Source organism: Mesorhizobium sp. M1B.F.Ca.ET.045.04.1.1 (assembly GCF_003952465.1).
Classification (GTDB): domain Bacteria; phylum Pseudomonadota; class Alphaproteobacteria; order Rhizobiales; family Rhizobiaceae; genus Mesorhizobium; species Mesorhizobium shonense.
Genome location: NZ_CP034448.1, coordinates 3,850,373 through 3,872,760, shown reverse-complemented (window position 1 = coordinate 3,872,760; position 22,388 = coordinate 3,850,373). Strand labels below are relative to the sequence as shown.

Genomic DNA, 22,388 nt, shown 5'->3' with positions numbered 1-22,388 from the left:
TCAGAACGCCTGACCGATGCCGGCATAGATGCCGAAATGCGGATCGCTCGGATCGCGGTTGAGCGGCACGGCGGCATCGATGCGCAGCGGCCCGAAAGGCGTAAGATAGCGCAAACCGACGCCGGCGCCGACCTTGACGTCCGAGAAATCGGGGAAGGATTTCGTCGAGACCGTGCCCGCATCGACAAAGGGCACGACGCCGATCGTGTCTGTGATGGCGATGCGCATCTCGACCGAGGTCTCGAAAAAGGACAGGCCGCCGATCGGCTGGCCGTCGATGTCCTTCGGGCCGATGCCCTGATAGGCGTAACCGCGCACCGAGCCGCCGCCGCCCGAATAGAAACGCCGGTCTGCGGGCACGTTCTGCAGGCCGGTGCCGACGATCGAACCGAGCACGGCGCGCTCGGCAAGCACGAATTTGCTCGCCGTGTCCAGCGACTGATAGGCGGAGCCTTCTCCCTTCAGCTTGAGGAAGGTCGCGCCGTTCAATATGTCGTAGCTCGGCTCGGCATAGGCGAGCGCCCGGAAACCCCTGGTCGGATTGAGCTTGTTGTCGCGGCTGTCATAGACATATTGCAGCGGCACGCTGGCGATCAGATAGGTGTGCTTGCCGAAAGTGTCGGTGATCCGCGAATAGTCGAGGGCGAATTCGGCCGAAACCCTCTGCTGCTTGTCGAGATCGTAGGAGACGCCGATATTGCCCTTGACCGAGAAATGGTCGTAGGCGTCGGGGTGCTCGAACACCGTCTTGATGCCGGTGAAGAACTTCGATGTCGGCCCGAGCACGCCCGGCTTCTCGAACATGATGCCGGCATTGTAGTTGAGCGCGGAAATGCTGTTGCTGCCGATGCCGCTGATGGAACCGTCGATGCGCAGCTTCTCCGCCTGGCCGAACAGGTTGCGGTGGCCCCAATAGCCTTCGAGCCCTAGCCCTTCCGTGTTCGAAAACGTGCCGCCGATGCCGAAAAAGCGCGGCTTGCGCTCGCTCACCTGGACGTCGATCGGGATGTTGCCCTGGGCGTCGAGGCTGTCGCCTTCCTTGATGGTCACGCTGTTGAAGACTTCGAGCCCGAGCAGCCGATCGCGGGCATCGTCAATCTCTTGCGGCGAATATTGCTGGCCGCGCTTCAGTCCGGTCATGTATTCGGTGAAGTCGCGATCGACCTTCTCGGTGCCCTCCACGGTGGTGCCGCCATAGCCGGCGACCGGGCCGGCCGCCACCGTCAGCGTGACGTCGAGCGTCGAGGTGGCGTGGTCGGCGACGATCTCGCGGTCCGTCACCTTGGCGAGCGGCCTGCCCTCTTCCTTCAGCGCGCGTACGATCGCCGCTTCGGCCTTGAGAACGGCGCCGGACCCGGCATCGCCGCCGGCGAGCAGGCCGAAATCGGCGCTCGCCAGCCCGGCCGCGTCGCCTTTCAGCCTGATGTCTCCCAGCGTGAATTTCGGCCCGGCGGCAATGCTGACGACCACCGGGATGGGCTGCGGCCCCTTGAATTCGGCGTCCGGCGGCAGTTCGTCGATAGACTTGCCCTGGATGGTGATGGTCACCACGCCTTCGTAGCGGGCGTCGGCATAAAGGGCGGCAACGAGCTGTTCCCGGTCGCTGCGCGCCTTGGCCATCAGGCCGAGCGACCCCGACACCGGATGCTCCTCGTCGCTTTTGAGCGCCGAGGCATTCTCCAGCCTCTCGACCAGATCCTTGTCGGCGTCCGGCGCGTCGATGGTTACGGAATAGCGCAGCGGATCGACGATGTCGGCATCCTCGTCCTTGGACGAACCCCAAAGCTTGATGCCGAAAATCTCGAAGGCAGCCGCCGGACGCGCTTCGCCGGCAAGCATGGTAGAGCAGACAAGCGCGAAAAGCAGGGCGCGCGGAAGCCCGCGCCCTGGCGCGATCCCTCCTGACATCTGCGTTTCATACGCCGGCATTAACACAACCTAGTCGACAAAACTAAAATTGGAATGAAGTTCTGAAACGCTCGTAAAGGGGCCACAATCCAATTGTCTGAAATAGACCGGGCTTGGAATTCACACCTTTTGCACCTTCGCAAGAATGTGTGATCCATCTCATAGAGGTTCTGTCGAAATACCGGCCTTTGGCCGGCAAGGAAACCGTTGGCGGGTTGAAAAACCTGTCGCGTTCCGGCGTTGACAAGCCCGCTCGATGCTTGATCATGCCCGGACGCTGGCAATGTCTGGAGGGTGATATGGCAATGCGCGCGGCTCGTGGTCTCTCTTTCCTTCTCCTTATCTTTTTCGCCCCTGTCTTCCTCGCCTTGAGCGGCGCGGCACTTGCGGCCGAAGCCCGGCGAATCGTGACGACGGACAATTCCGACTATTTCGGTTTCGACCTCAGGTCGGATCAGAATGTCAGCCTCGACCAGTGCAAGACCACATGCCTCGGCGACCCCGCCTGCCGCGCCTTCACCTACAACACCAAGGCCAAATGGTGCTTTCTCAAATCCGACTATAACCAGCTGAAACCCTTCAGCGGCGCCATAGCCGGCAAAGTCGCCAATGTCGATGGCGACCCCGAGATCGGCGCTCCGCCGGCGCTTGCCTTTTTCCCCAACTGGATGGCCGACCAAGCCCAGCAGTTCCGCAACAAGCTGACCGATCCGGCCTATGACAAGCCGACCGAAGGGCTGGCCGCGCTTCAGGCCGCAGCCGAGCAGGCCGCGCTCACCGGCGACCATCGCCTCGCCATGCAGAAATACCAGGCGGCGCTGTCCGTCCTGCCGGACGACGGCGCGCTCTGGCTGGCGCTGGCGCGCGAGACGCTTGGCGTGCAGCCGGCTTCCAACACCACCGAACCCTCGACCTTGCCGGCAAATGTCACCTCGGCCGCCTTCAACGCCTACAAGCTGGTGCGCACCGCAAAGACCCGCGCCGAGGCGCTGGCGCTGCTTGCCGCCGGCCTCGACAAGCGCGACCTCTTCCGGCCGGCCATTCAGGCCTATGAGGCGAGCCTTGCGCTGGTGAGCTCGCCCGCCGTCCAGGCCGACTATGCCGACCTCAAGGCGCGCAAGGGTTTCCGCGTTATCGAGCACACTGTCGATGCCGATTCCTCTTCGCCGCGCATCTGCGCCCAGTTTTCCGAAGAATTGGTCAAGACCGGCGTCGACTATTCGCAGTTCGTCACCGTCGACAACGCCGCACCCAAGGCCGTCGAGGCCAAGGACAAGCAGATCTGCGTCGAGGGGCTGGAACACGGCCAGCACTACGACGTGACGTTCCGCGCCGGCCTGCCGGCGGCAATAGGCGAGACGATCGCCGCCCCGGTCGTGCTTTCGATCTATGTCCAGGACCGCGCCTCGTCCGCCCGCTTCACCGGCGACAGCTTCGTGCTGCCGGCCGGCGCCCGCCGCGGCGTTCCGGTCGTCACCGTCAACATGAACGCCGCCAAGATGAAGCTCTTCCGCATCGGCGATCGTTCGCTGGCTCAGCTTCTGTCCGGCTATCAGTTCCTGCACCAGCTTGACGGCTATGACATTTCCACCATTTCCGACCAGATGGGCGAGCCCGTCTGGGAGGGCACGCTCGACATCGCCAACGACCTCAACAAGGAGGTCACCACCTCCTTCCCGGTGGACGAGGCGATCCCGCAGCGCAAGCCCGGCGTTTATGTGCTGACGGCGCAGCCGATCGACGACAAGGGCGACGACTACGGTTCGCGCGCCACCCAGTGGTTCGTCGTTTCCGACATCGGCTTGTCCACCTATACGGGCCAGGATGGGCTCAATGTCTTTGCCCGCTCGCTCGGCTCCGCCAAGCCGATCGCCGGCGCCGAACTGACGCTGCTTGCCAGGAACAATGATATCCTCGGCACGGCGACATCCGACGCCGAAGGCCACGCCGTCTTCAACCCGGGCCTGACGCGCGGCGAAGGCGGCATGGTGCCGGCCGTGCTGATGGCCAAGCAGGGCGACAATGACTTCGTCTTCCTCGACATGGGCCGTGCCGGCTTCGATCTGTCGGACCGCGGCGTTGCCGGGCGCGCCGCGCCCGGCGCGCTCGACGTCTATGCCTGGACCGAGCGCGGCATCTACCGCGCCGGCGAGGATGTCCATGTCGCAGCCCTTGCCCGCGACGGCGCCGCCAAGGCGGTCGAGAACCTGCCGCTCACCTTCATCTTCACCCGTCCCGACGGCGTCGAGAGCCGCCGCGTCGTCAGCGACGGCGTGTCCGCCGGCGGCCATGCCGTCGACCTGCCGCTCGAACCCAACGCCATGCGCGGCACCTGGACGGTTTCGATCTATACCGACCCGAAGCAGGCGCCGGTGGCGAGCCAGATGTTCCTGGTTGAGGACTTCGTGCCGGATCGCATCGAGTTCGACCTGACGGCCGACAAGAAGGAGATCGCCCAGGGCGAGACCGCCAATGTCAGCGTCGACGGGCGCTTCCTTTACGGCGCGCCGGCCGCCGGCCTCGCGCTCGAAGGCGAGATGACGCTGTCGACCACCAGCAGCTGGGACCGGTTCAAGGACTTCACCTTCGGCCTCGCCGACGAGCAGTCGGCCGAGCCTTCGGTGACGCCTCTGGCCAACCTTCCCGTCGTCGGCGATGACGGCAAGGCGACCTTCCCGGTTTCGATCGACCAGTTGCCTTCGACCACCAAGCTGGTCAACGCCAAGGTCACTGTGCGCATGCGGGAGGCCGGCGGCCGCGCCGTCGAGCGCTCGCTCGACATCGCGGCGCATCCGGAAAAAGAGATGATCGGCATCCGCCCGGATTTCGAAGGCGATGAGGTGCCTCAGGGCGGAATGGCGAAGTTCAGCATCATCGCCGTCGATCCAAACGGCAAGCGCGAGGAGCTGAAGGGCGCCCAGTGGTCGCTGGTCAAGGTCGAGCGCAACTACCAGTGGTACCATTCCAACAATTCCTGGAATTATGAAGCGGTGAACCTCACCAAGGCCGTCGCCAATGGCCAGATTGACCTCAACGCCGACGGAGAGGCGACCGTGTCGCTTCCTGTCGACTGGGGCCGCTATCGGCTCGAAGTCGAGACGGCTGACCCGGAAGGTCCAGCGACCAGCTACGAGTTCGATGCCGGGTGGTACGTCGCCTCGACCACAACCGAAACGCCTGACGGTCTTGAGATCGCGCTCGACAAGGACACTTACGCCGCCGGCGAGGTCGCGAAGCTGAAGGTCTCGCCGCATTTTGCCGGCGAACTTCTCGTCAACATTGGTGCCGAGAAGCTGTTGAAAACCGTTACCGCTTCAGTGCCGGCTGGCGGCGGCACCGTCGACATCCCGGTCGGCGACGATTGGGGCGCCGGCGCGTATGTCACGGCGACTTTGTTCCGGCCGGGCGATGCTGAGCAATCGCGCATGCCGGCCCGCGCCATCGGCGTCAAATGGCTGACCGTCGACCCAGGCTCGAAGAAGCTCGCAGTTGCGCTGACGCCGCCCGAAAAGACCGCACCGCGCCAGCAACTGTCGATCCCGGTCGCCGTCAACGGCGCACAACCCGGCAGCAATGCCTATGTGATGGTCGCGGCGGTCGATGTCGGCATCCTCAACCTTACCAACTACACGGCGCCCGATCCGGAGGACTGGTTCTTCGGCCAGCGCATGCTGGGCCTGGAAATCCGCGACCTCTACGGACGCCTGATCGACGGCTCGCTCGGCACCACCGGCAAGCTCAGGACCGGCGGCGACGGCGCCAACATGCAGTCGCAAGGCAGCCCGCCGACCGAAAAGCTGGTCGCCTTCTTCTCCGGCCCGGTCGAGCTCGACGCCAACGGCAAGGCGCGGGTCGACTTCGACATCCCGCAGTTCAACGGCACCGTGCGCGTCATGGCTGTCGCCTGGACCAAGGAAGCCGTCGGCCACGCTCAGACCGACGTCATCGTGCGCGATCCGGTGGTGATCACTGCCGGCCTGCCGCGCTTCCTGGCGCCCGGCGATGCGGCCACCATGCGCCTCGACATCGCCGACACCGACGGCCCTGCCGGCGACTACAAGCTCTCGGTCACCACGACCGGCGATCTTTCGACCGGCGACAAGCCCCTGCCCGAGAAGCTGACGCTCGCCCAGGGCAAGCGTCAGTCGCTCTCCTTCCCGCTGGTCGCGCGGACGGCGGGCGATGCCTCGATTACTGTCAAGCTCGCGCATGACAGCGGCGCCGAGGTCGAGCAGACGCTCTACCTGCCGGTTCGCCCGGCCCAGCTTCCGGTCACCAACCGCATGGTGGTCGACCTGAAGCCGAATGGCGGTTCGCTGCGCGTCGACAAGGAACTGCTTGCCGCAAGCGTGCTCGACGGCGCTTCGGTGAGCGTCGGCGTCTCGCAGGCGTCCGCCTTCGACGTGCCCTCGCTGCTGATGAGCCTCGACCACTACCCCTATGGCTGCGCCGAGCAGACCACCAGCCGCGCCATGCCGCTGCTCTACGTCAACGACATGGCCACCAGCATCGGCATGGGGAGCGATCCCGAGCTGCATGGCCGCATCCAGGACGCCATCTACAAGGTGCTGAGCTACCAGTCATCGAGCGGCAGCTTCGGCCTCTGGGGTCCGGGCTCCGGCGATCTGTGGCTCGACGCCTATGTCAGCGAGTTCCTGACCCGGGCGCGCGAGCAGAAATACGACGTGCCGGCGCAGGCGATGAACCAGGCGCTGAACAACCTGCAAAACTCGCTCGGCTACGACCAGGACGTCCAGGATCGCGGCAGCGAGATCGCCTATGCGCTCTATGTGCTCGCCCGCAACAAGAAGGCCTCGATCGGCGATCTGCGCTACTATGTGGACACGCAGCTCGAAGCCTTCTCCAGCCCGATGGCCGTCGCGCAACTGGCGGCGAGCCTTGCACTTTATGGGGACACGCAGCGTTCGGAAGCCACCTTCCAGACGGCGCTTCGGCTGGCCCAGGCGAGCACCGAGTACGACTACTATCGCTCGGACTACGGCTCGCCGCTCCGCGATGGCGCGGCGATCCTGGCGATGGCCGCGGAATCGAAACCGGTGCCGAGCATCGTGCCGCAGTTGATCAGGCTGGTGGCGCGGGAACGCGCCGACGCCCGCTGGACGAGCACCCAGGACGAATCCTGGATGCTGCTGGCGGCGCGGGCGCTGAAGGAAGGCAATGATTCCATCACGCTTTCCGTCAACGGCGCGCCGCATTCGGGCGGCTACTCCGACCAGGTCGCCGGCAATGAGCTCGAGGGCAGCCCGCTCACCATCGCCAACACCGGCAAGACGCCGCTGCAGGCGGTGGTCACCGCGGTAGCCGCGCCTGTCGAGCCGCTGCCGGCCGGCGGCGACGGCTTCACCATCGAGCGCACCTACTACAGGCTCGACGGCACCGAGGCCAATATCACCGAGGCCAGGCAGAACGAACGCTATGTGGTCGTGCTCAAGATCTATGAGCAGAACAACTGGCCGTCGCGTCTCCTGGTCACCGACCTGCTGCCGGCTGGTTTCGAGATCGACAATCCGAGCCTGGTTTCAAGCGCGCAATTGTCGAACTTCTCCTGGCTGGCGCAGACCGACGCCGCGCATCTGGAGTTTCGCGACGACCGTTTCGTCGCCGCCTTCAACCCCAATGAAGGCGACGGCGACCGCAACATCACGCTGGCCTATGTCGTGCGCGCGGTGACGCCGGGCACCTATGCCCATCCGGCGGCGACGGTGGAGGACATGTACCGGCCGCAATATTCGGCCCGCACGTCCACCGGCATGATGGAGGTCAAGGCGGAATAAAGTGCTGCTGACGGACATGAACGGAACGATGGCGCTGCCCCTCATCCGCCTGCCGGCACCTTCTCCCCGTATAGAGACGAGGAGAAGGGGGCCGTCGCGATCGCCGGCCCGTTTTCTGCAGCGTTGGAAATTGGCGAAAGCCTCTGCGCAGGCTCCTTTCTCCCCGTCTCTATACGGGGAGAAATGCCCGGCAGGGCAATGAGGGGCGGCGCCATGCTCTCCAGGAAATTTCTGCGTCGCGCTGCCATCGCCGGGATTTCTCTAGCCGGCTTCGCGGTACTCTCCATCGCCATCCTCTGGGAGCTCGACCGTGCCTTCCCGCCGCCTGTACCGGCCGCGCTGACGGTCTCGACCGAAGTGCAGGACCGCGACGGCGAGCTCTTGCGCGCCTTTGCGACACCGGACGGCTACTGGCGGCTGGAAACCCGGCTCGACCAGGTCGACAGAGAGTTTGTCGACATGCTCGTCGCCTATGAGGACAAGCGCTTCTGGGATCACGGTGGTGTCGACGTGCTGGCGCTTTGCCGCGCCGCGGGCCAGTTTGCCACCAGCGGCCATATCGTGTCGGGCGGCTCGACCTTGTCGATGCAGCTTGCCCGGCTGATCGAGCCGCGCGACAGCCGCAGCCTAGGCTCCAAGCTCAAGCAGATCCTGCGCGCCGTCCAAATCGAGCGGCGGCTGTCCAAGCAGGAAATCCTCGAGCGCTACCTGACGCTGGCGCCCTATGGCGGCAATCTCGAAGGCGTGCGCGCCGCCTCGCTCGCTTATTTCGGCAAGGAGCCGAAGCGGCTGACCGTCTCCGAATCCGCCCTTCTCGTCGCCCTGCCGCAACTGCCCGAAAAACGCCGGCCCGACCGCGACCTCGACATCGCGCATGCCGCGCGCGACCGCGTGCTCAACCGCATGGTCTCGGCCGGCCTGCTCGGCGAAAGAGAGGCTGCCCGCGCGGCCCTCGATGACGTCTCCGGCCTGCGCCGCAAGCTGCCGGCGCTGGCCGCGCATGCCTCCTACGCCATGCTGCCCAAGGCCGAGCCCGGCAAGCCGCTGCGGCTGACGATCCGCCGAAGCGTCCAGCAGGGGCTGGAGCAGGTGGCCAGGGAAGCCGCCAGGAAGCTCGGCCCGAAACTCTCCATCGCCATGGTGATGGCGGATGCGCGCACAGGCGACATTCTTGGCGAAGTCGGCTCGGCCGACTTTTTCGACGCCACCCGCTCCGGCTGGATCGACATGACCAAGGTCGTGCGCTCGCCCGGATCGACGCTGAAGCCCTTCATCTACGGGCTCGCCTTCGAGCAGGGCCTGGTGGCGCAGGAAACCATCATCGAGGACAGCCCAGCCGATTTCGGCGGCTATCGGCCGAAGAATTTCGACATGGGCTACCAGGGTGATGTCAGTATCCGCCAAGCACTGCAATTGTCGCTCAACGTGCCGGCGATCCGGGTGCTCGACGCCGTCGGCCCCGCACGGCTCACCGCGCGCTTCCGCCAGGCTGGCGTCAACCCAACGCTGCCGCTTAACGAGGCGCCGGGCCTGGCGATCGGCCTTGGCGGCGTTGGCGTAACTTTGCGCGATCTGGTGCAGCTCTATACGGGGCTCGCCAATGGCGGCAAGATGCACACGCTGCATGACGGCACCGAGCCGGCCAATGCCGAGCGCACCACCGCCACCATCCTCGACGACCAGGCCGCCTGGCAGATCAACGACATCCTGTCCGGCGTAAAGCCGCCGGAAGGTGCCATGCAGCGCGGCATCGCCTACAAGACCGGCACCTCCTATGGCTATCGCGATGCCTGGTCGGTCGGTTTCGATGGCCGTTATGTGCTGGGTGTCTGGGTCGGTCGCGCCGACGCTGGTCCAATCCCAGGCCTCTCCGGCTATGTCTCGGCCGCGCCGATCCTGTTCGAGGGCTTTGTCCGGTCGGGTCTGGCCAGCGTGCCGCTGCCCAGCCGGCCGCCGGGCGTCTTCAATCCCAAACGCGAGGACCTGCCGGTAACGCTCGCCCGCTTCGGCGCCGGCTCGGACGGGCTGGTGCAGGCGACGCCGACGGAGCCGGCGCCCACGATCGTCTTCCCGCCGGATGGCGCCCGCGTCGATCTCGGCACCAATTCTGCCGACGCCACGCCGCTGGTGCTGAAGCTGCAGGGCGGCCGCGCGCCGTTCCGCTGGCTGGCCAACGGCAAACCGCTCGCCGGCATCGATCGTCGCCGCAACGCGACCTGGCTACCCGACGGCACCGGCTATTCGACACTGACCGTGATCGACGCCGCCGGCCGCGCGGCCAGCGTGAAGGTTTTCGTTGAATAGAATGCGGCAAGCGATTCAGAGGATTGCGTTTCTTGAAGCTTTGGTTCGAGGAAGTTCTCTCCTGACGTTTGGCGCGAGGCACCCCCCTTTGGCCTGCCGGATGGAGGCGGCGCCGAAGCTGCCAATCTCCCCCCTTGAGGGGGAGATGCCCGGCAGGGCAGAGGGGGGTGCCTCGCACCAACCTTCGCTGAGAGCGACTGCGATCCTCGCAGCTCTCCTGACCGCAATCTCCTCCCCCGCCCGCGCCGATCCCCTCCCCGCCGGCTTCGTCAGGCTGGCCGACGTCGATCCGACCATCCGCCAGGACATCCGCTATGCCGGCGCCAAAAACTTCCTGCACCGCAAGGTGAGTGGCTACGAAGCACCTGTCTGCATCCTGACCGAACAGGCGGCGAAGGCGCTTTCCAGCGTCCAGAAGACGGTCGCCGCCAAAGGCCTGACGCTGGTCGTATTCGACTGCTACCGCCCCGCGCGTGCCGTGGCTGACATGGGCAAATGGACCCGGCAAGGCGGTCCGCCCGATCCGCGATGGTATCCGAAGGTCGAGCGCGGCGATCTCATCGCCAAGGGCTATGTCGGTGAGCTCTCCAGCCATTCGCGCGGCTCGACCGTCGATCTTGCGATCGCTGAGGCGGACAAAAAAAGCACGGCGCACCCGGCCTGCGGAGCGCCCGATGCCGGCACGCTCGATTTCGGCACCGGCTTCGACTGTTTCGACCCTTCTAGTGAAACAGCCCACCGCCCTCTCCCCGCCGAAGCGGCGGCGAGCCGCAAGATGCTGCTGGCGGCCATGCGCGCCGCCGGCTTCCGCAACTATGCGCGCGAATGGTGGCATTTCACGCTTGCCGACGAACCTTTCGCAAAACAGCGCTTCGATTTTCCGGTGACCGCAAACTGAGCCGCAGGACTTGCCTGGAGGCGGCCCGCTTCTAATTAGGCCGGCTGATGAGGAGCCCCAGCGACGCAAGTTGAGGAAGTTATTTCCTCGATCGGCCATTGCTCGGCGAAAAATTGCTGCAAGGAGGTGAAAAAGGCAACATTCAATGCATCTAATTTCTATAAACTCGCTAGAGTTCGGCCGTCATCAACGGAGGCGGAAATGACCAATCCTCATTTCAGGAAACTGCTCGGCGCGCTGGTCGCCACATCTGTCCAGTTCGGCACGCTCGGTTTCGCGTTTGCCGATACGACCATTCTGAATGTGTCCTACGACCCGACACGTGAGCTCTACAAGGCCTATGACGAGGCCTTCGCCGCGCACTGGAAGGCCGAGACCGGCGAAACCGTCACCATCCAGCAATCGCATGGCGGATCGGGCGCGCAAGCCCGCGCGGTCATCGACGGCCTCGACGCCGATGTCGTGACGCTCGCGCTCGAAGGCGACATCAACGCCATTGCCTCGAAGACGAAGAAGATCAATCCGGACTGGCGCACGAAATTCGAAAACAATTCGGCGCCCTACACCTCGACCATCATCTTCCTGGTGCGCAAGGGCAACCCCAAGGGCATCCACGACTGGAACGATCTGGTGAAGGACGGCGTCCAGGTGATCACGCCGAACCCGAAGACGTCCGGAGGCGCGCGCTGGAATTATCTCGCCGCCTGGGCCTATGCCAACGCCAATGACGGCAACGACGAAGCCAAGACCAAGGAATTCGTCGGCAAGCTTTATGCCAATGTCCCTGTGCTCGACACCGGCGCGCGCGGCTCGACGGTGACATTCGCGCAGAAGGGCCTCGGCGACGTGCTGATCGCCTGGGAGAACGAGGCGTATCTCGCGCTCGACGAATTCGGCGCCGACAATTTCGACATTGTCTACCCGCCGACCTCGATCCTGGCCGAGCCGCCGGTCGCCGTCGTCGACGCCAATGTCGACGCCAAGGGCACGCGCAAGATAGCCGAGGCCTATCTGAGCTGGCTCTATTCCAAGGAGGCCCAGACCATCATCGCCAAGAACCACTATCGTCCGGCCAAGCCCGACCTGGTGCCTGCAGAGGACCTCGCCAAGTTGCCGGCAATCAAGCTGGTCACCATCGACGATCCGCAATTCGGCGGTTGGAAGAAGGCGCAGCCTTATCATTTCGGCGATGGCGGTATATTCGACCAGATTTACAAGCCCGCCCAATGAGGCATGGTGGCCACCGGCCGGATGAAACCTGATTGGGTCTATTGTACGACTGCCCAAGGCGATGCAGCGGGCGGACTGGTCTGAATAAGAAGGGACGATCCAGAACAGCATGAACACAGCACCCGCCAAGGCGGGGGGGCGATTCAGACAGCCGAGCGTCATTCCGGGCTTCGGATTGACGCTCGGCTTCTCGCTTGCCTACCTCACGCTCATCATCCTCATCCCGCTTTCCGGGCTGATCTGGCGTTCGGCCGCGCTCGGCTGGACCGATTTTTGGGCGATCGCCGTCGACCGGCGCACCCTCAACGCGCTGAAGGTCAGCTTCGGCACCGCCTTCCTGGCCGCTGCCATCAACGTCGTGTTCGGCACCATCGTCGCCTGGGTGCTGGTCCGCTATCGCTTCCCCGGACGCCGCATCGCCGATGCGATGGTCGACCTGCCCTTCGCCTTGCCCACCGCGGTCGCCGGCATCGCGCTCACCACGCTTTACGCGCCGAACGGCTGGATCGGCCACCTGTTGGCACCGCTCGGCATCAAGGTCGCCTATACGCCGCTCGGCATTGTCGTGGCGCTCGTCTTCATCGGGCTGCCTTTCGTCGTGCGCACTGTCCAGCCGATCATGGAAGAGATCGACAAGGAGGTCGAGGAGGCAGCCGCCACATTGGGCGCCAACCGCTTCCAGATCATCACCCGCGTGCTCTTCCCCGGCTTGGCGCCGGCCATCATCACCGGCTTCTCGCTCGCATTCGCGCGCGGCGTCGGCGAATACGGCTCGGTCATCTTCATCGCCGGCAACCTACCCTTCAAGTCCGAGATCGCGCCACTGCTGATCGTGATCAGGCTCGAAGAATACAATTACGAGGCGGCGACCGCGATCGCAGCGATCATGCTGGCGCTGTCCTTCGTGATGCTTTTGGTCGTCAATCTCGTGCAGACATGGAGCCGTAAGCGCTATGGCTGATCCCGAGATCAAATCTTTCGAGCCGCATCGCGTGAGCCAATCGGCGGCGGTGACAGAAAGCCGGCCCGTGAGGGCGGTGCTTTTGGCGATCGCTTTCGCCTTCCTCGCCGTCTTCCTGCTTCTGCCGCTGATCGTCGTTTTCCACGAGGCGCTTGCCAAGGGCATCGGCGCCTACACGGAAGCCCTTTCCAGCCCCGACACCCGCTCGGCGATCCGCCTGACGCTGCTGGTGGCGGCGATCTCGGTGCCGCTCAACGTGATTTTCGGCATCTCGGCCGCCTGGGCGATCGCCAAGTTCGAATTCAAGGGCAAGGCGTTCCTGACCACGCTTATCGACCTGCCCTTCTCGGTGTCGCCCGTCATTTCCGGCCTGGTCTATGTGCTGCTCTTCGGCGCGCAAGGGCTGCTCGGCGAATGGCTGAAGGCGCATGGCATCGTCATTCTCTTCGCCGTGCCCGGCATCGTGCTGGCGACCATCTTCGTCACTTTCCCATTCGTCGCCCGCGAATTGATCCCGCTGATGCAGGAACAGGGCAACGGCGACGAGGAAGCCGCCCTTTCGCTCGGCGCCAATGGCTGGCAGACTTTCTGGTATGTGACGCTGCCCAACGTCAAATGGGGACTGCTCTACGGCGTGCTCCTATGCAACGCGCGCGCCATGGGCGAGTTCGGCGCGGTGTCGGTGGTCTCGGGCCATATACGCGGCCTCACCAACACCATGCCGCTGCATGTCGAGATCCTGTACAATGAGTACAATGCCGTCGGCGCCTTCGCGGTCGCTTCGCTGCTTGCCGGCCTGGCGCTGGTGACGCTGGTCTTGAAAACACTTCTCGAGATGCGCTACGGCGCCGAGATCGCCGCGGCGCGCGGACATTAGATGCATGCCGCCCAAAACTGCATTGCATGCGTCAACTGACTGAGGGATCTGTATGGAAGTTCGCGTTGTCAACGTGCGCAAGGAGTTCGAGCGGTTTCCGGCGCTCCATGACGTCTCGCTCGACATCAGGTCGGGCGAGCTCATTGCGCTGCTCGGGCCGTCCGGCTCCGGCAAGACGACCCTGCTCAGGTTGATCGCCGGGCTCGAGCGGCCAACCAAGGGCGCTGTCTTCTTCGGCGAGGAGGACGCCTCGCAAAAGTCGATCCAGGAGCGCAACGTCGGTTTCGTCTTCCAGCACTACGCGCTGTTCCGCCACATGACCGTTGCCGACAATATCGGCTTCGGCCTCAAGGTCCGGCACGGCGCGGCACGCCCCTCGGCGAAGGAGATCCGCCGCCGCGCCTCCGAGCTCCTCGACCTCGTCCAGCTGTCGGGGCTGGAAAAGCGCTATCCGGCACAACTCTCCGGCGGCCAGCGCCAGCGCGTGGCGCTTGCCCGCGCCATGGCGATCGAACCCAAGGTGCTGCTGCTCGACGAGCCGTTTGGCGCCCTCGACGCACAGGTGCGCCGTGAGCTTCGTCGCTGGCTGCGCGAGATCCATGACGCCACCGGCCACACCACCGTCTTCGTCACCCATGACCAGGAAGAGGCTTTGGAGCTTGCCGACCGCGTCGTGGTCATGAGCCAGGGCCGCATCGAGCAGGTCGGCTCGGCCGACGAGATCTACGACATCCCAAACTCGCCGTTCGTCTATAGCTTCGTCGGCGAATCGAGCTCGCTGCCGGTCAAGGTCGAGGGCGGTGAACTGTGGATCGCCGACCGGCCGATCGGGCTATCGGCACCGCAGGGAGCGCCTTCGGGCGAAGCGTTGCTCTATTTCCGTCCGCACGATGTCGAGCTGCTCGACGGCTGCAGCGGCTGCATCGCCGGCACCGTCGCCGCCAGCCGGCGCGTCGCCGGCACCAGGCGGGTCGAGCTCGAGGTGGGCGGCGAGCGCCAGCGCGTCGAGATCGAGCTGCCGGTCGACCATCCGGCGGCACAGAAGAGCCGGGTGGCCTTCAGGCCGCGGCGCTGGAAACTTTTTCCGGTGTCCTGACGCTTCATTACGCCTAGCGTTGCCGGAGTCCGCCGCGGTCCCGCGATGAATCGGCTTGGAAGAAAATCCTATTAGGCGGCTGTTTGGGCGACGCTTTTTCCCGGCGTCCCCACTCCTCCCGCTGCGTGTGCCTCGTCGGGCCAGGCCTTCCCCATTAAGGTCGTGCTATAGTCTCAATCCATTCTCAAGGGAGCCTATTGTCGTGAAGCGCTTATTGCTTGGCATCGCCACTTTCGCCGGCCTCGTCCTCGCCTCCTCCCAAGCCTGGTCGGCCGACAGGCTGTTGAATGCTTCCTATGACGTCGGCCGGGAATTGTTCGCCGAGGTCAACAAGGCCTTCATCGCCGGGCACCCCGGCGTGACTGTCGATCAGTCCCACGCCGGAACCTCGGCGCAGGCACGCGCCATTGCCGAAGGCCTGGCCGCCGACGTCGTCACCTTCAACCAGGTCACCGATGTCGAGTTCCTGGTCAAGAAGGGGTTGGTCTCAGCCGATTGGCAGAAGGATTTCCCGGACAACGCCTCGCCCTTCTATTCGCTGCCGTCCTTCCTGGTGCGCGCCGGCAATCCCAAGCACATCAAGGACTGGAGCGATCTGGTGCGCGACGATGTGCAGGTGATCTTCCCCAACCCGAAAACCTCGGGCAATGCGCGCTATACCTACCTGGCGGCCAGCGCCTATGCCAAGGAAGCCTTCAAGGGCGACGATGCCAAGGTGAAGGAGTTCATCGCCAAGCTGTTCGCCAACGTGCCGATCTTCGACACCGGCGGCCGCGCCGCCACCACCACTTTCGTGCAGCGCGAGATCGGCGACGTGCTGATCACCTTCGAGTCGGAAACGCGCGGTATCCGCAAGGAATATGGCGACGACAAGTTCGAGCAGGTCACGCCTTCGGTCAGCCTGTTGGCCGAGTTCCCGGTGGCGATCGTCGACAAGGTTGCCGACGAGCACGGCAGCCGCGATCTCGCCAAGACCTATCTCGACTTCCTCTATTCAGCGGAAGGACAGGACATTGCCGCCCGCAACGGCCTGCGGGCCCGCGACGCCGCAGTCGCCGCCAAATACAAGGCCGATTTTCCCGACGTCCGCCTGTTGACGGTGGACGAGGTCTTCGGCGGCTGGGACAAGGTGCAGAAAGAGCATTTCGCAGCCGGCGGCCTGCTCGACCAGGCCTACGGCAGCCGGTAGGCTGCCTTATCGGAAAAGTGCAGGAAGGCCGGCTTTTGCCGGCTTTCTTCATATCTGGCGCCGGCATCGGCTTGACGCCGAAATGATGGCAGCCAATGTGAAAAACGTTACGAAGAATCAACGCGTTTGTGCCTAACCTGTATTGGCGAATTGTTGGGCCAAACGGCGTTCTGCGGCCAAACTGTCATGATTTGCACACAAACAACCGTCAGATGCAGGGCGATTGGGGTTTGATGAACTGAATCGGGCATGCTGACCAAAAAAGGCAAATACGGCCTCAAGGCCCTCGTGCATCTTTCCGGCCTGCCGGACGGCCAGCTTGCATTCGTCAACGACATAGCGGTCGCCAACAACATCCCGAAGAAGTTCCTGGATGCCATCCTGGGCGAATTGCGCAATGCCGGTTTCGTGCAGAGCCGCAAGGGCAAGGAAGGCGGCTACCGCCTTGCCAGGCCCGCTTCCGAGATCAAGATCGGCCATGTCGTGCGCGTGCTCGACGGACCGCTGGCGCCAATCCCTTGCGCCAGCCGCACGCAATATCAGCGCTGTGAGGATTGCGACGAGGCGACGTGCCAGGTCCGCCACATGATGCTGGAGGTGCGCCAGGCGATCGCCGAGGTTCTCGACAATCGCAGCCTCGCCGCGATGCGCGACGCCGACAACGACGATTTCCCGGCCGAACTGACCTCGCAGATCTGATCGCCAACCCGCAGCGCCATGCCGTAGTTGTCTATCCGCGACAAACGCAGTAAAGCGGCTGGCGGATGGGAACGAGGTCTGGGGTATCCGACGCATGAGGCTGCCTTGGCTTGGCAAGTCCCGCAGGGCCAAACGACAACCGTCATCCGCCAACATCTATCACACCGAGATCATCGCCGACGTGCTGGTGCCGGAGCGCGGCGAAACCGTCCGCTTCTTCAGCCGCAAGCTCGTCCGCCCCGGCAAGTTGCGCCGCGTCTCCAACAAGGATCTGCGCGAGAGCCTGCTCTTCTTGTTCTATCTCGGCGTGGCGGCTCTCCTGCCGGTCGCCTGGTGGGCGCCGATCTGCGGTCGGGTGTCGACGCTTCGGCGCAAGCGCCATTTTCGCAAGGAATTCGCGCGCTATGACGTCGCGATCAAAGCGGTGCTTGGCGATGACGTTGACACGCAAAGCTTTTTCAGGGGCCATCTCGCCGCCGCGCATCGCCGCCGCCTGATGCTTGCCGCCCACCTGGTGCCTGGCAGGCGCTGGTCGCCGGCAATCCGGCTCGAAGGCGTCGACGGCGTGCGCGAGGCGTTGCGACGCGGCCGCGGCGCCATTGTCTGGTGCGATCAGTTCATCGCCCAGACCATCATGGGTAAGCGCGCCCTCTTCGAGGCCGGCATCGAAGCGCACCAGGTGAGCGTCAACTTCCATGGCTTTTCGGAAAGCAAATTCGGCCTGTACGTGATCAACAGGCCGCTGGTCGAGGTCGAGAACCGTTTCCTGAAGAGCCGCATCGTCTTCGAGCGCGCCGACGCCTACCAGGTCACCGCGCGCATCCAGAAGACGCTGAAGGAGAACGGCGTGGTGCTGATGACCAACACCATCCACGCGGGCTCCACCTTCACCGAAATCGCCATGGGCGAGCACGGCTGGACCCACCTCGCCTCGGCGCCGGCAAATTTCGCGGCGCGCGCAGGCGCTGCGCTGTTTGCCATGTCGACCCTGGAGACCGTGCCCTTCCGCGAATACCGGGCGATCGTCAGCCCTGAACTGAAACCCAACGCTGCCCAGCAGGCATCCCTGTCGGCAAAGGACGTGGCGGCAAAGAACCTCGTCCTGCAGGCGGGCTACATCCTGCTCAAGCGCGACCGTCTGCTGGAAGCTGTCAAATTATATCCGGAGCAGATGATGGTCTGGTCCGGCGCCAATCGGCTCACCGGGCAGCAGGATCAACCCACGATCGGTAGCGACACCGCCTAGAGCAATTCCAGGAAAAGTGTGTAACGGTTTTCCGTCCGGAATTGCGTAGAAACAAATAGTTAGAGCAGTTCGGCGTTTCCGAGCCGTTTCCGTGAAACGATGAACTGCTCTAGCCGAGTAATTCGTTCACGATCGCGACGACGGACCGCGTCGCATCCACCGTCACCGCGAGCTCGTCCGGGCCGGGCTCTTCCAGGGTCGCGAACTGGCTGTCGACCAGGCTCGCCGGCATGAAATGGCCCTTGCGGCCCGCGACCCGCCGCCAGGCGGTCTCGCGATCGATCTTGAGGTAGAGGAAGACGATGTCGGGGCAAAAGCCGCGCAGCCGGTCGCGGTAGCTGCGCTTCAGCGCCGAGCAGGCCGCCACCGCCTTCTGTCCGTCGGCGACGGAGGCCGCGATGCGCTCGCCGATGGCGTCGAGCCAGCCTTTGCGCAAGGCATCCGTCAGCGGCTCTCCGCGCGCCATGCGCGCCACGTTTTCCGGCGGATGCAGGCGGTCGCCTTCGATGAAGATCGCGCCCAGCTCTTTGGCCAGCGCCTCGCCGACGACCGTCTTGCCGCAGCCGGCCACTCCCATCGCGACGATGGCCGGCGCTGACCGGATGTCGTTCATTCTTTCATCCACGATCAGCGACTTGCCGGCGCGCGGCCGTAAAGCAGAAGCATAGCGACGATCACGACGCCGTAGATGATCTGCCGCCCCGCCTCCGGCATCTGCATGACCGAGAGGATCGACTGCAGCAGCGTGATCAGGATCACGCCGGCGACGGTTCCGAGATAGGAGCCGCGTCCGCCGAGGATCGAGGTGCCGCCGAGCACCACCGCGGCGATCGACGGCAGGAGATAGGCATCGCCCATCGACTGCGCGGCCTTCGATGCGTAGCCCGCGAGCAGGACGCCGCCGAAGGCCGAGAGCCCGCCGGACACGGCAAAGGCGATCATCACCACGCGGCGCGTGTCGATGCCGGACAGATAGGCGGCGCGCTCGCGATTGCCGATGCCGTAGACGGCGCGGCCGAAGCTGGTGCGTGTCAGCATGAAGACCATCGCGGCCCCTATCAGCGCCCAGATGATGACGGCGTTCGGCACCCCAGGAATGGTAAACCCGGTTGCGAGGTAGCGCATCGCCGCCGTCGCCGAATCCTGCGGCGAGAACCCGCCCGTATAGACCACCATCAGCCCTTGCGCGACGGCATTGGTGGCCAAAGTGATGATCATCGAGGGAATGCGCAGGTAAGCGACGCCGATGCCGTTGACGATGCCGATCGCTACTCCGCAGAGGATGCCGAACGGGATGGCAAGCGCGACGCCGACCGGGCCATAGGCCGCGGCCGCGCAGGCCATCATGGCGCCGGTCGCCACGGCCCACGGCACGGACAGGTCGATCTGGCCGAGCAGGATCACCAGCATCATGCCGGTGGCGATCACGCCGAGGAACGAGGCGACCTTCAGCTGCTGCAGGAGATATTCCGGCGACAGGAAGCTGCGCGAATAGAGGCTGCCGACCAGAAGCAGGAGCACGATGCAGGCAAAGGCGGTGACCACCGCCGGATCGGCGCGGCGGATGAATTTCGGCATGCGGCCGGCGATGCCGCCAAGCGTCGTTTCGCTCACAGGAACCACTCCAGCCGGTTGCGCACCCTGAACAGCGCGAAAGCGCCGAGGCTGACCGCGATCAAGAGGATAACGCCCTGGAACAGCGGCTGCCAGAGCGGATCGAAATCGAAGACGAACAGGAGATCGCCGATGGTGCGGAAGGCGAGCGCGCCGAAGATCGCGCCGATGGCGCTGCCCTTGCCGCCGAACAGCGACACGCCGCCGAGCACGACGGCCGCGATGGAAAACAGCGTGTAGGCATTGCCGCTCGCATAAGCCGCCTCCCCGGTGTAGGTGAAAAAGGTCAGGAACAAACCTCCGATCGCGGCGAGCAGCCCGGCAAGCGTATATGCAAGGAACTTGCCCCTGCGGATCGGCACGCCCGACATATAGGCCGCCGTCTCCGAGGAGCCCGCGGCATAGGCCGCGCGGCCGAGTTCGGATCGGCTGAACGGCACCCAGACGATGAGGACCACGACGAACAGCGCCACGAAGCTCGCCGGCACCACGCCGAAGAAACGCCCGGTCAGGAAATCGGCGAGGTCTTCGTTGACCGATCCGCCGGGCACCGGCCGCAGCAGCAGCGCTAGCCCGAAATAAACAGCGCCCGTAGCGATGGTCGCCACGATCGGCTGCAGGCGGCCATAGATCACGATGGCGCCATTGACCGCCCCGCTGATGAGCCCGGTGCCGAGCACGGCCACCACGCCGAATGCGGTTTCGAGGCCGGTGCCGATCACCAGCCAGGAAGCCATGCAGTTGGTGAGCGTGAAGATCATGCCGACCGACAGGTCGATGCCGGCGGTGATCACAACAAGCGTCTGCGCCATGGCGACGAAGGCCAGCAGCACGCCCTTGTTGGCGGCCGTTTGCACGACATTGGCGGTGAAGCCTGCCGGATGGTTCGCGCTGTAGATAGCGAACATGACGATGAAGATGGCGAAGGCCAGCAGCGTCCCGCGCTGTTCGGCCAGCCAGTAGCGCCAGTCCTTCATGCGCCCTCTCCTTGCCTTGGCCCGGAACCTTCACCGTGGATGTTGAGCGCGCTGGCGATCAGCGCATGCTCGGTGATCTCGGCGCCGACGAGCTCGCGCTTGATGGCGCCGTCATAGAGCACAAGCACGCGATCGCAGCAGCCGATCAGCTCGTCATAATCGGTCGAATAGAACAGGATCGCGGCGCCTGCATCCGCAAGCTTGCGCATCAGTTGGTAGAGCTCCTGCTTGGTGCCGACATCGATGCCGCGCGTCGGATCGTTAAGCAGGATGATGCGCGGCTGCCGCATCAGCCATTTGGCGATCACCACCTTCTGCTGATTGCCGCCGGAGAGCGCGCCGACCGGGATATCGAGGCCCGCCGTCTTGATGGCCAGCAGCCCGACCATATCGTCGATCAGCCGCTGCTCGGCGCCGCGGTCGATGACGCCGGCTTTCGACAGCCTGTCGAGCGCTGCGAAGGACAGGTTCTCGCGCACCGTCATCGGCAGCATCAGCCCTTCCGTCTTGCGGTCTTCCGGAATCAGCGCCATGCCCACGCGGTCTTCGCTCGCGGCTGTGGGGCTTGCGATCGAAACCGGCTTGCCGTCGACCAGGATCTGCCCGGAAAGGCCGCGCAGCACGCCGAAAAACGCAAGCAGCAGCTCGCGCTGGCCCTGGCCGTCGAGACCGCCGAGCCCGACAACCTCGCCGGCTCCGATCGACATCGAGATATTATCCAGCCGGCCGCTCCATGAGAGGTTGCGCGCCTCCAGAACCGGAACCGCACCGGACTGGTGACGGACCGGCTTTGGCGGGAAGATGTGGCTGTATTCGCGGCCGATCATCAGTTCGACGACTTCGTTGTCGCTCTTCGAACCCGCCGCATAGCTGGCGACATTGCGGCCGTTGCGGAATACCGTGCACTGGTCGGCCAGCTCGGCGATCTCGTTCATGCGATGTGAGATGTAGAGCAGTGCCAGCCCTTCCCCGCGCAGCCGCTTCAGCACGCCGAATATCTTGGCGACATCTGCCGCCGTCAGCGCCGAGGTTGCTTCGTCGAGGATCAGGATGCGCGGCTTCCTGGCCAGCGCCTTGGCGATCTCGACCATCTGCCGGCGCGACAGCGGCAGATCCTTGACCAGTGCCAGTGGATGGATGTCGGAGGCGCCGGCGCGGGCAAGAGCCTCTTCCGCGATGCGCCGCTGCGCCTTGCGGTCGATCATGCCGAAGCGCTTGGGCGGGTCGGAAATGACGATGTTGTCGGCGACGCTGAGCTCCGGGATGAGCGACAGTTCCTGGAAGATGCAGACGATGCCGACCTGGTTCGCGGCGGCCGGTGAGGCGAAGGTCACCTCGCGCCCATCCAGCGTCATGCGGCCTTCGTCCGGCGCGACGACACCGGCCATGACCTTGATCAGGGTTGATTTGCCGGCGCCATTTTCGCCGAGGATGGCGTGGATGCTACCGGCCGTGACCGTGAGGTCGGCCTTTTCCAAGGCCCGTACGCCGCCATAGCGCTTGGATATGCCTTCCATATGGAAAAGCGAAGCCGCGCCGTCCATCAGCCCTCCCAAGGCCAGTTCGCGATTGGCATCAAGCGGCCGGCGCCACG

Annotated in this window: 15 protein-coding genes; 10 read left to right on the top strand and 5 right to left on the bottom strand. The window is 64.6% G+C overall.

What is annotated here, in order from left to right; genetic code table 11:
* Entirely contained in the window at positions 1-1,929 is a 1,929-nt protein-coding gene (locus tag EJ071_RS18820; protein ID WP_126099192.1) for an autotransporter assembly complex family protein, read from the bottom strand.
* Positions 1,930-2,207: 278 nt separating this feature from the next.
* Here EJ071_RS18820 and EJ071_RS18815 point away from each other — a divergent pair, with 278 nt between their 5' ends.
* The 10 genes from EJ071_RS18815 to EJ071_RS18765 all read left to right on the top strand — a co-directional run bounded on the left by EJ071_RS18815 (position 2,208) and on the right by EJ071_RS18765 (position 18,203).
* Complete coding sequence (locus EJ071_RS18815; RefSeq protein WP_126099191.1) at positions 2,208-7,703, top strand: alpha-2-macroglobulin family protein; 5,496 nt, start codon at positions 2,208-2,210, stop codon at positions 7,701-7,703.
* A gap of 213 nt (positions 7,704-7,916) precedes the next feature.
* Entirely contained in the window at positions 7,917-10,007 is a 2,091-nt protein-coding gene (pbpC, locus tag EJ071_RS18805; RefSeq protein ID WP_245460293.1) for a penicillin-binding protein 1C, read from the top strand.
* Positions 10,008-10,152: 145 nt separating this feature from the next.
* Positions 10,153-10,905, top strand: a complete 753-nt coding sequence (locus EJ071_RS18800) for a M15 family metallopeptidase (RefSeq protein WP_189521513.1) — start codon at positions 10,153-10,155, stop codon at positions 10,903-10,905.
* Positions 10,906-11,106: 201 nt separating this feature from the next.
* Complete coding sequence (locus EJ071_RS18795) at positions 11,107-12,135, top strand: sulfate ABC transporter substrate-binding protein (RefSeq protein ID WP_126099189.1); 1,029 nt, start codon at positions 11,107-11,109, stop codon at positions 12,133-12,135.
* A gap of 109 nt (positions 12,136-12,244) precedes the next feature.
* Complete coding sequence (cysT, locus tag EJ071_RS18790; RefSeq protein WP_126099188.1) at positions 12,245-13,096, top strand: sulfate ABC transporter permease subunit CysT; 852 nt, start codon at positions 12,245-12,247, stop codon at positions 13,094-13,096.
* Entirely contained in the window at positions 13,089-13,973 is an 885-nt protein-coding gene (cysW, locus tag EJ071_RS18785) for a sulfate ABC transporter permease subunit CysW (RefSeq protein WP_126099187.1), read from the top strand. Before cysT ends, cysW begins: the two co-directional genes overlap by 8 nt.
* Positions 13,974-14,025: 52 nt before the next feature.
* Positions 14,026-15,069 carry a sulfate/molybdate ABC transporter ATP-binding protein gene (locus EJ071_RS18780; RefSeq protein ID WP_126099186.1) on the top strand — a complete coding sequence of 348 codons (1,044 nt, stop codon included), beginning with the start codon at positions 14,026-14,028 and terminating at the stop codon, positions 15,067-15,069.
* Positions 15,070-15,271: 202 nt separating this feature from the next.
* Entirely contained in the window at positions 15,272-16,258 is a 987-nt protein-coding gene (locus EJ071_RS18775) for a sulfate ABC transporter substrate-binding protein (protein WP_126099185.1), read from the top strand.
* A 249-nt stretch (positions 16,259-16,507) separates the two neighbouring features.
* Positions 16,508-16,957 carry an Rrf2 family transcriptional regulator gene (locus tag EJ071_RS18770; RefSeq protein WP_126099184.1) on the top strand — a complete coding sequence of 150 codons (450 nt, stop codon included), beginning with the start codon at positions 16,508-16,510 and terminating at the stop codon, positions 16,955-16,957.
* Positions 16,958-17,051: 94 nt separating this feature from the next.
* Positions 17,052-18,203 (top strand): hypothetical protein, encoded by a 1,152-nt coding sequence (locus tag EJ071_RS18765; RefSeq protein ID WP_126099183.1) that lies wholly within the window; start codon positions 17,052-17,054, stop codon positions 18,201-18,203.
* A gap of 109 nt (positions 18,204-18,312) precedes the next feature.
* Here the strand turns inward: EJ071_RS18765 and EJ071_RS18760 are convergent, their stop codons facing one another.
* Genes EJ071_RS18760 through EJ071_RS18745 form a run of 4 tightly spaced genes read right to left on the bottom strand, consistent with a single transcriptional unit; the run spans position 18,313 to position 22,338 of the window.
* A complete protein-coding gene (locus EJ071_RS18760; RefSeq protein ID WP_126099182.1) occupies positions 18,313-18,816 on the bottom strand; it encodes a gluconokinase in 504 nt (167 codons plus the stop codon).
* 14 nt (positions 18,817-18,830) lie between these two features.
* Positions 18,831-19,817: an ABC transporter permease gene (locus EJ071_RS18755; protein WP_126099181.1), complete on the bottom strand. Its 987-nt coding sequence runs from the start codon at positions 19,815-19,817 to the stop codon at positions 18,831-18,833.
* Positions 19,814-20,794 (bottom strand): ABC transporter permease, encoded by a 981-nt coding sequence (locus EJ071_RS18750; RefSeq protein WP_126099180.1) that lies wholly within the window; start codon positions 20,792-20,794, stop codon positions 19,814-19,816. Before EJ071_RS18750 ends, EJ071_RS18755 begins: the two co-directional genes overlap by 4 nt.
* The gene (locus EJ071_RS18745; protein WP_126099179.1) at positions 20,791-22,338 is read right to left on the bottom strand and encodes a sugar ABC transporter ATP-binding protein; all 1,548 of its coding nucleotides are present in this window, start codon (positions 22,336-22,338) and stop codon (positions 20,791-20,793) included. The genes EJ071_RS18750 and EJ071_RS18745 overlap by 4 nt, the downstream gene beginning before the upstream one ends.
* Positions 22,339-22,388: the final 50 nt, after the last annotated feature.

Coding starts and splice junctions, on each gene's coding strand:
- EJ071_RS18820 (WP_126099192.1), bottom strand. CDS start 1,929: ATGCCGGCGTATGAAACGCAGATGTCAGGAGGGATCGCGCCAGGGCGC.
- EJ071_RS18815 (WP_126099191.1), top strand. CDS start 2,208: ATGGCAATGCGCGCGGCTCGTGGTCTCTCTTTCCTTCTCCTTATCTTT.
- pbpC (WP_245460293.1), top strand. CDS start 7,917: ATGCTCTCCAGGAAATTTCTGCGTCGCGCTGCCATCGCCGGGATTTCT.
- EJ071_RS18800 (WP_189521513.1), top strand. CDS start 10,153: ATGCCCGGCAGGGCAGAGGGGGGTGCCTCGCACCAACCTTCGCTGAGA.
- EJ071_RS18795 (WP_126099189.1), top strand. CDS start 11,107: ATGACCAATCCTCATTTCAGGAAACTGCTCGGCGCGCTGGTCGCCACA.
- cysT (WP_126099188.1), top strand. CDS start 12,245: ATGAACACAGCACCCGCCAAGGCGGGGGGGCGATTCAGACAGCCGAGC.
- cysW (WP_126099187.1), top strand. CDS start 13,089: ATGGCTGATCCCGAGATCAAATCTTTCGAGCCGCATCGCGTGAGCCAA.
- EJ071_RS18780 (WP_126099186.1), top strand. CDS start 14,026: ATGGAAGTTCGCGTTGTCAACGTGCGCAAGGAGTTCGAGCGGTTTCCG.
- EJ071_RS18770 (WP_126099184.1), top strand. CDS start 16,508: ATGCTGACCAAAAAAGGCAAATACGGCCTCAAGGCCCTCGTGCATCTT.
- EJ071_RS18765 (WP_126099183.1), top strand. CDS start 17,052: ATGAGGCTGCCTTGGCTTGGCAAGTCCCGCAGGGCCAAACGACAACCG.
- EJ071_RS18760 (WP_126099182.1), bottom strand. CDS start 18,816: ATGAACGACATCCGGTCAGCGCCGGCCATCGTCGCGATGGGAGTGGCC.
- EJ071_RS18750 (WP_126099180.1), bottom strand. CDS start 20,794: ATGAAGGACTGGCGCTACTGGCTGGCCGAACAGCGCGGGACGCTGCTG.
- EJ071_RS18745 (WP_126099179.1), bottom strand. CDS start 22,338: ATGGACGGCGCGGCTTCGCTTTTCCATATGGAAGGCATATCCAAGCGC.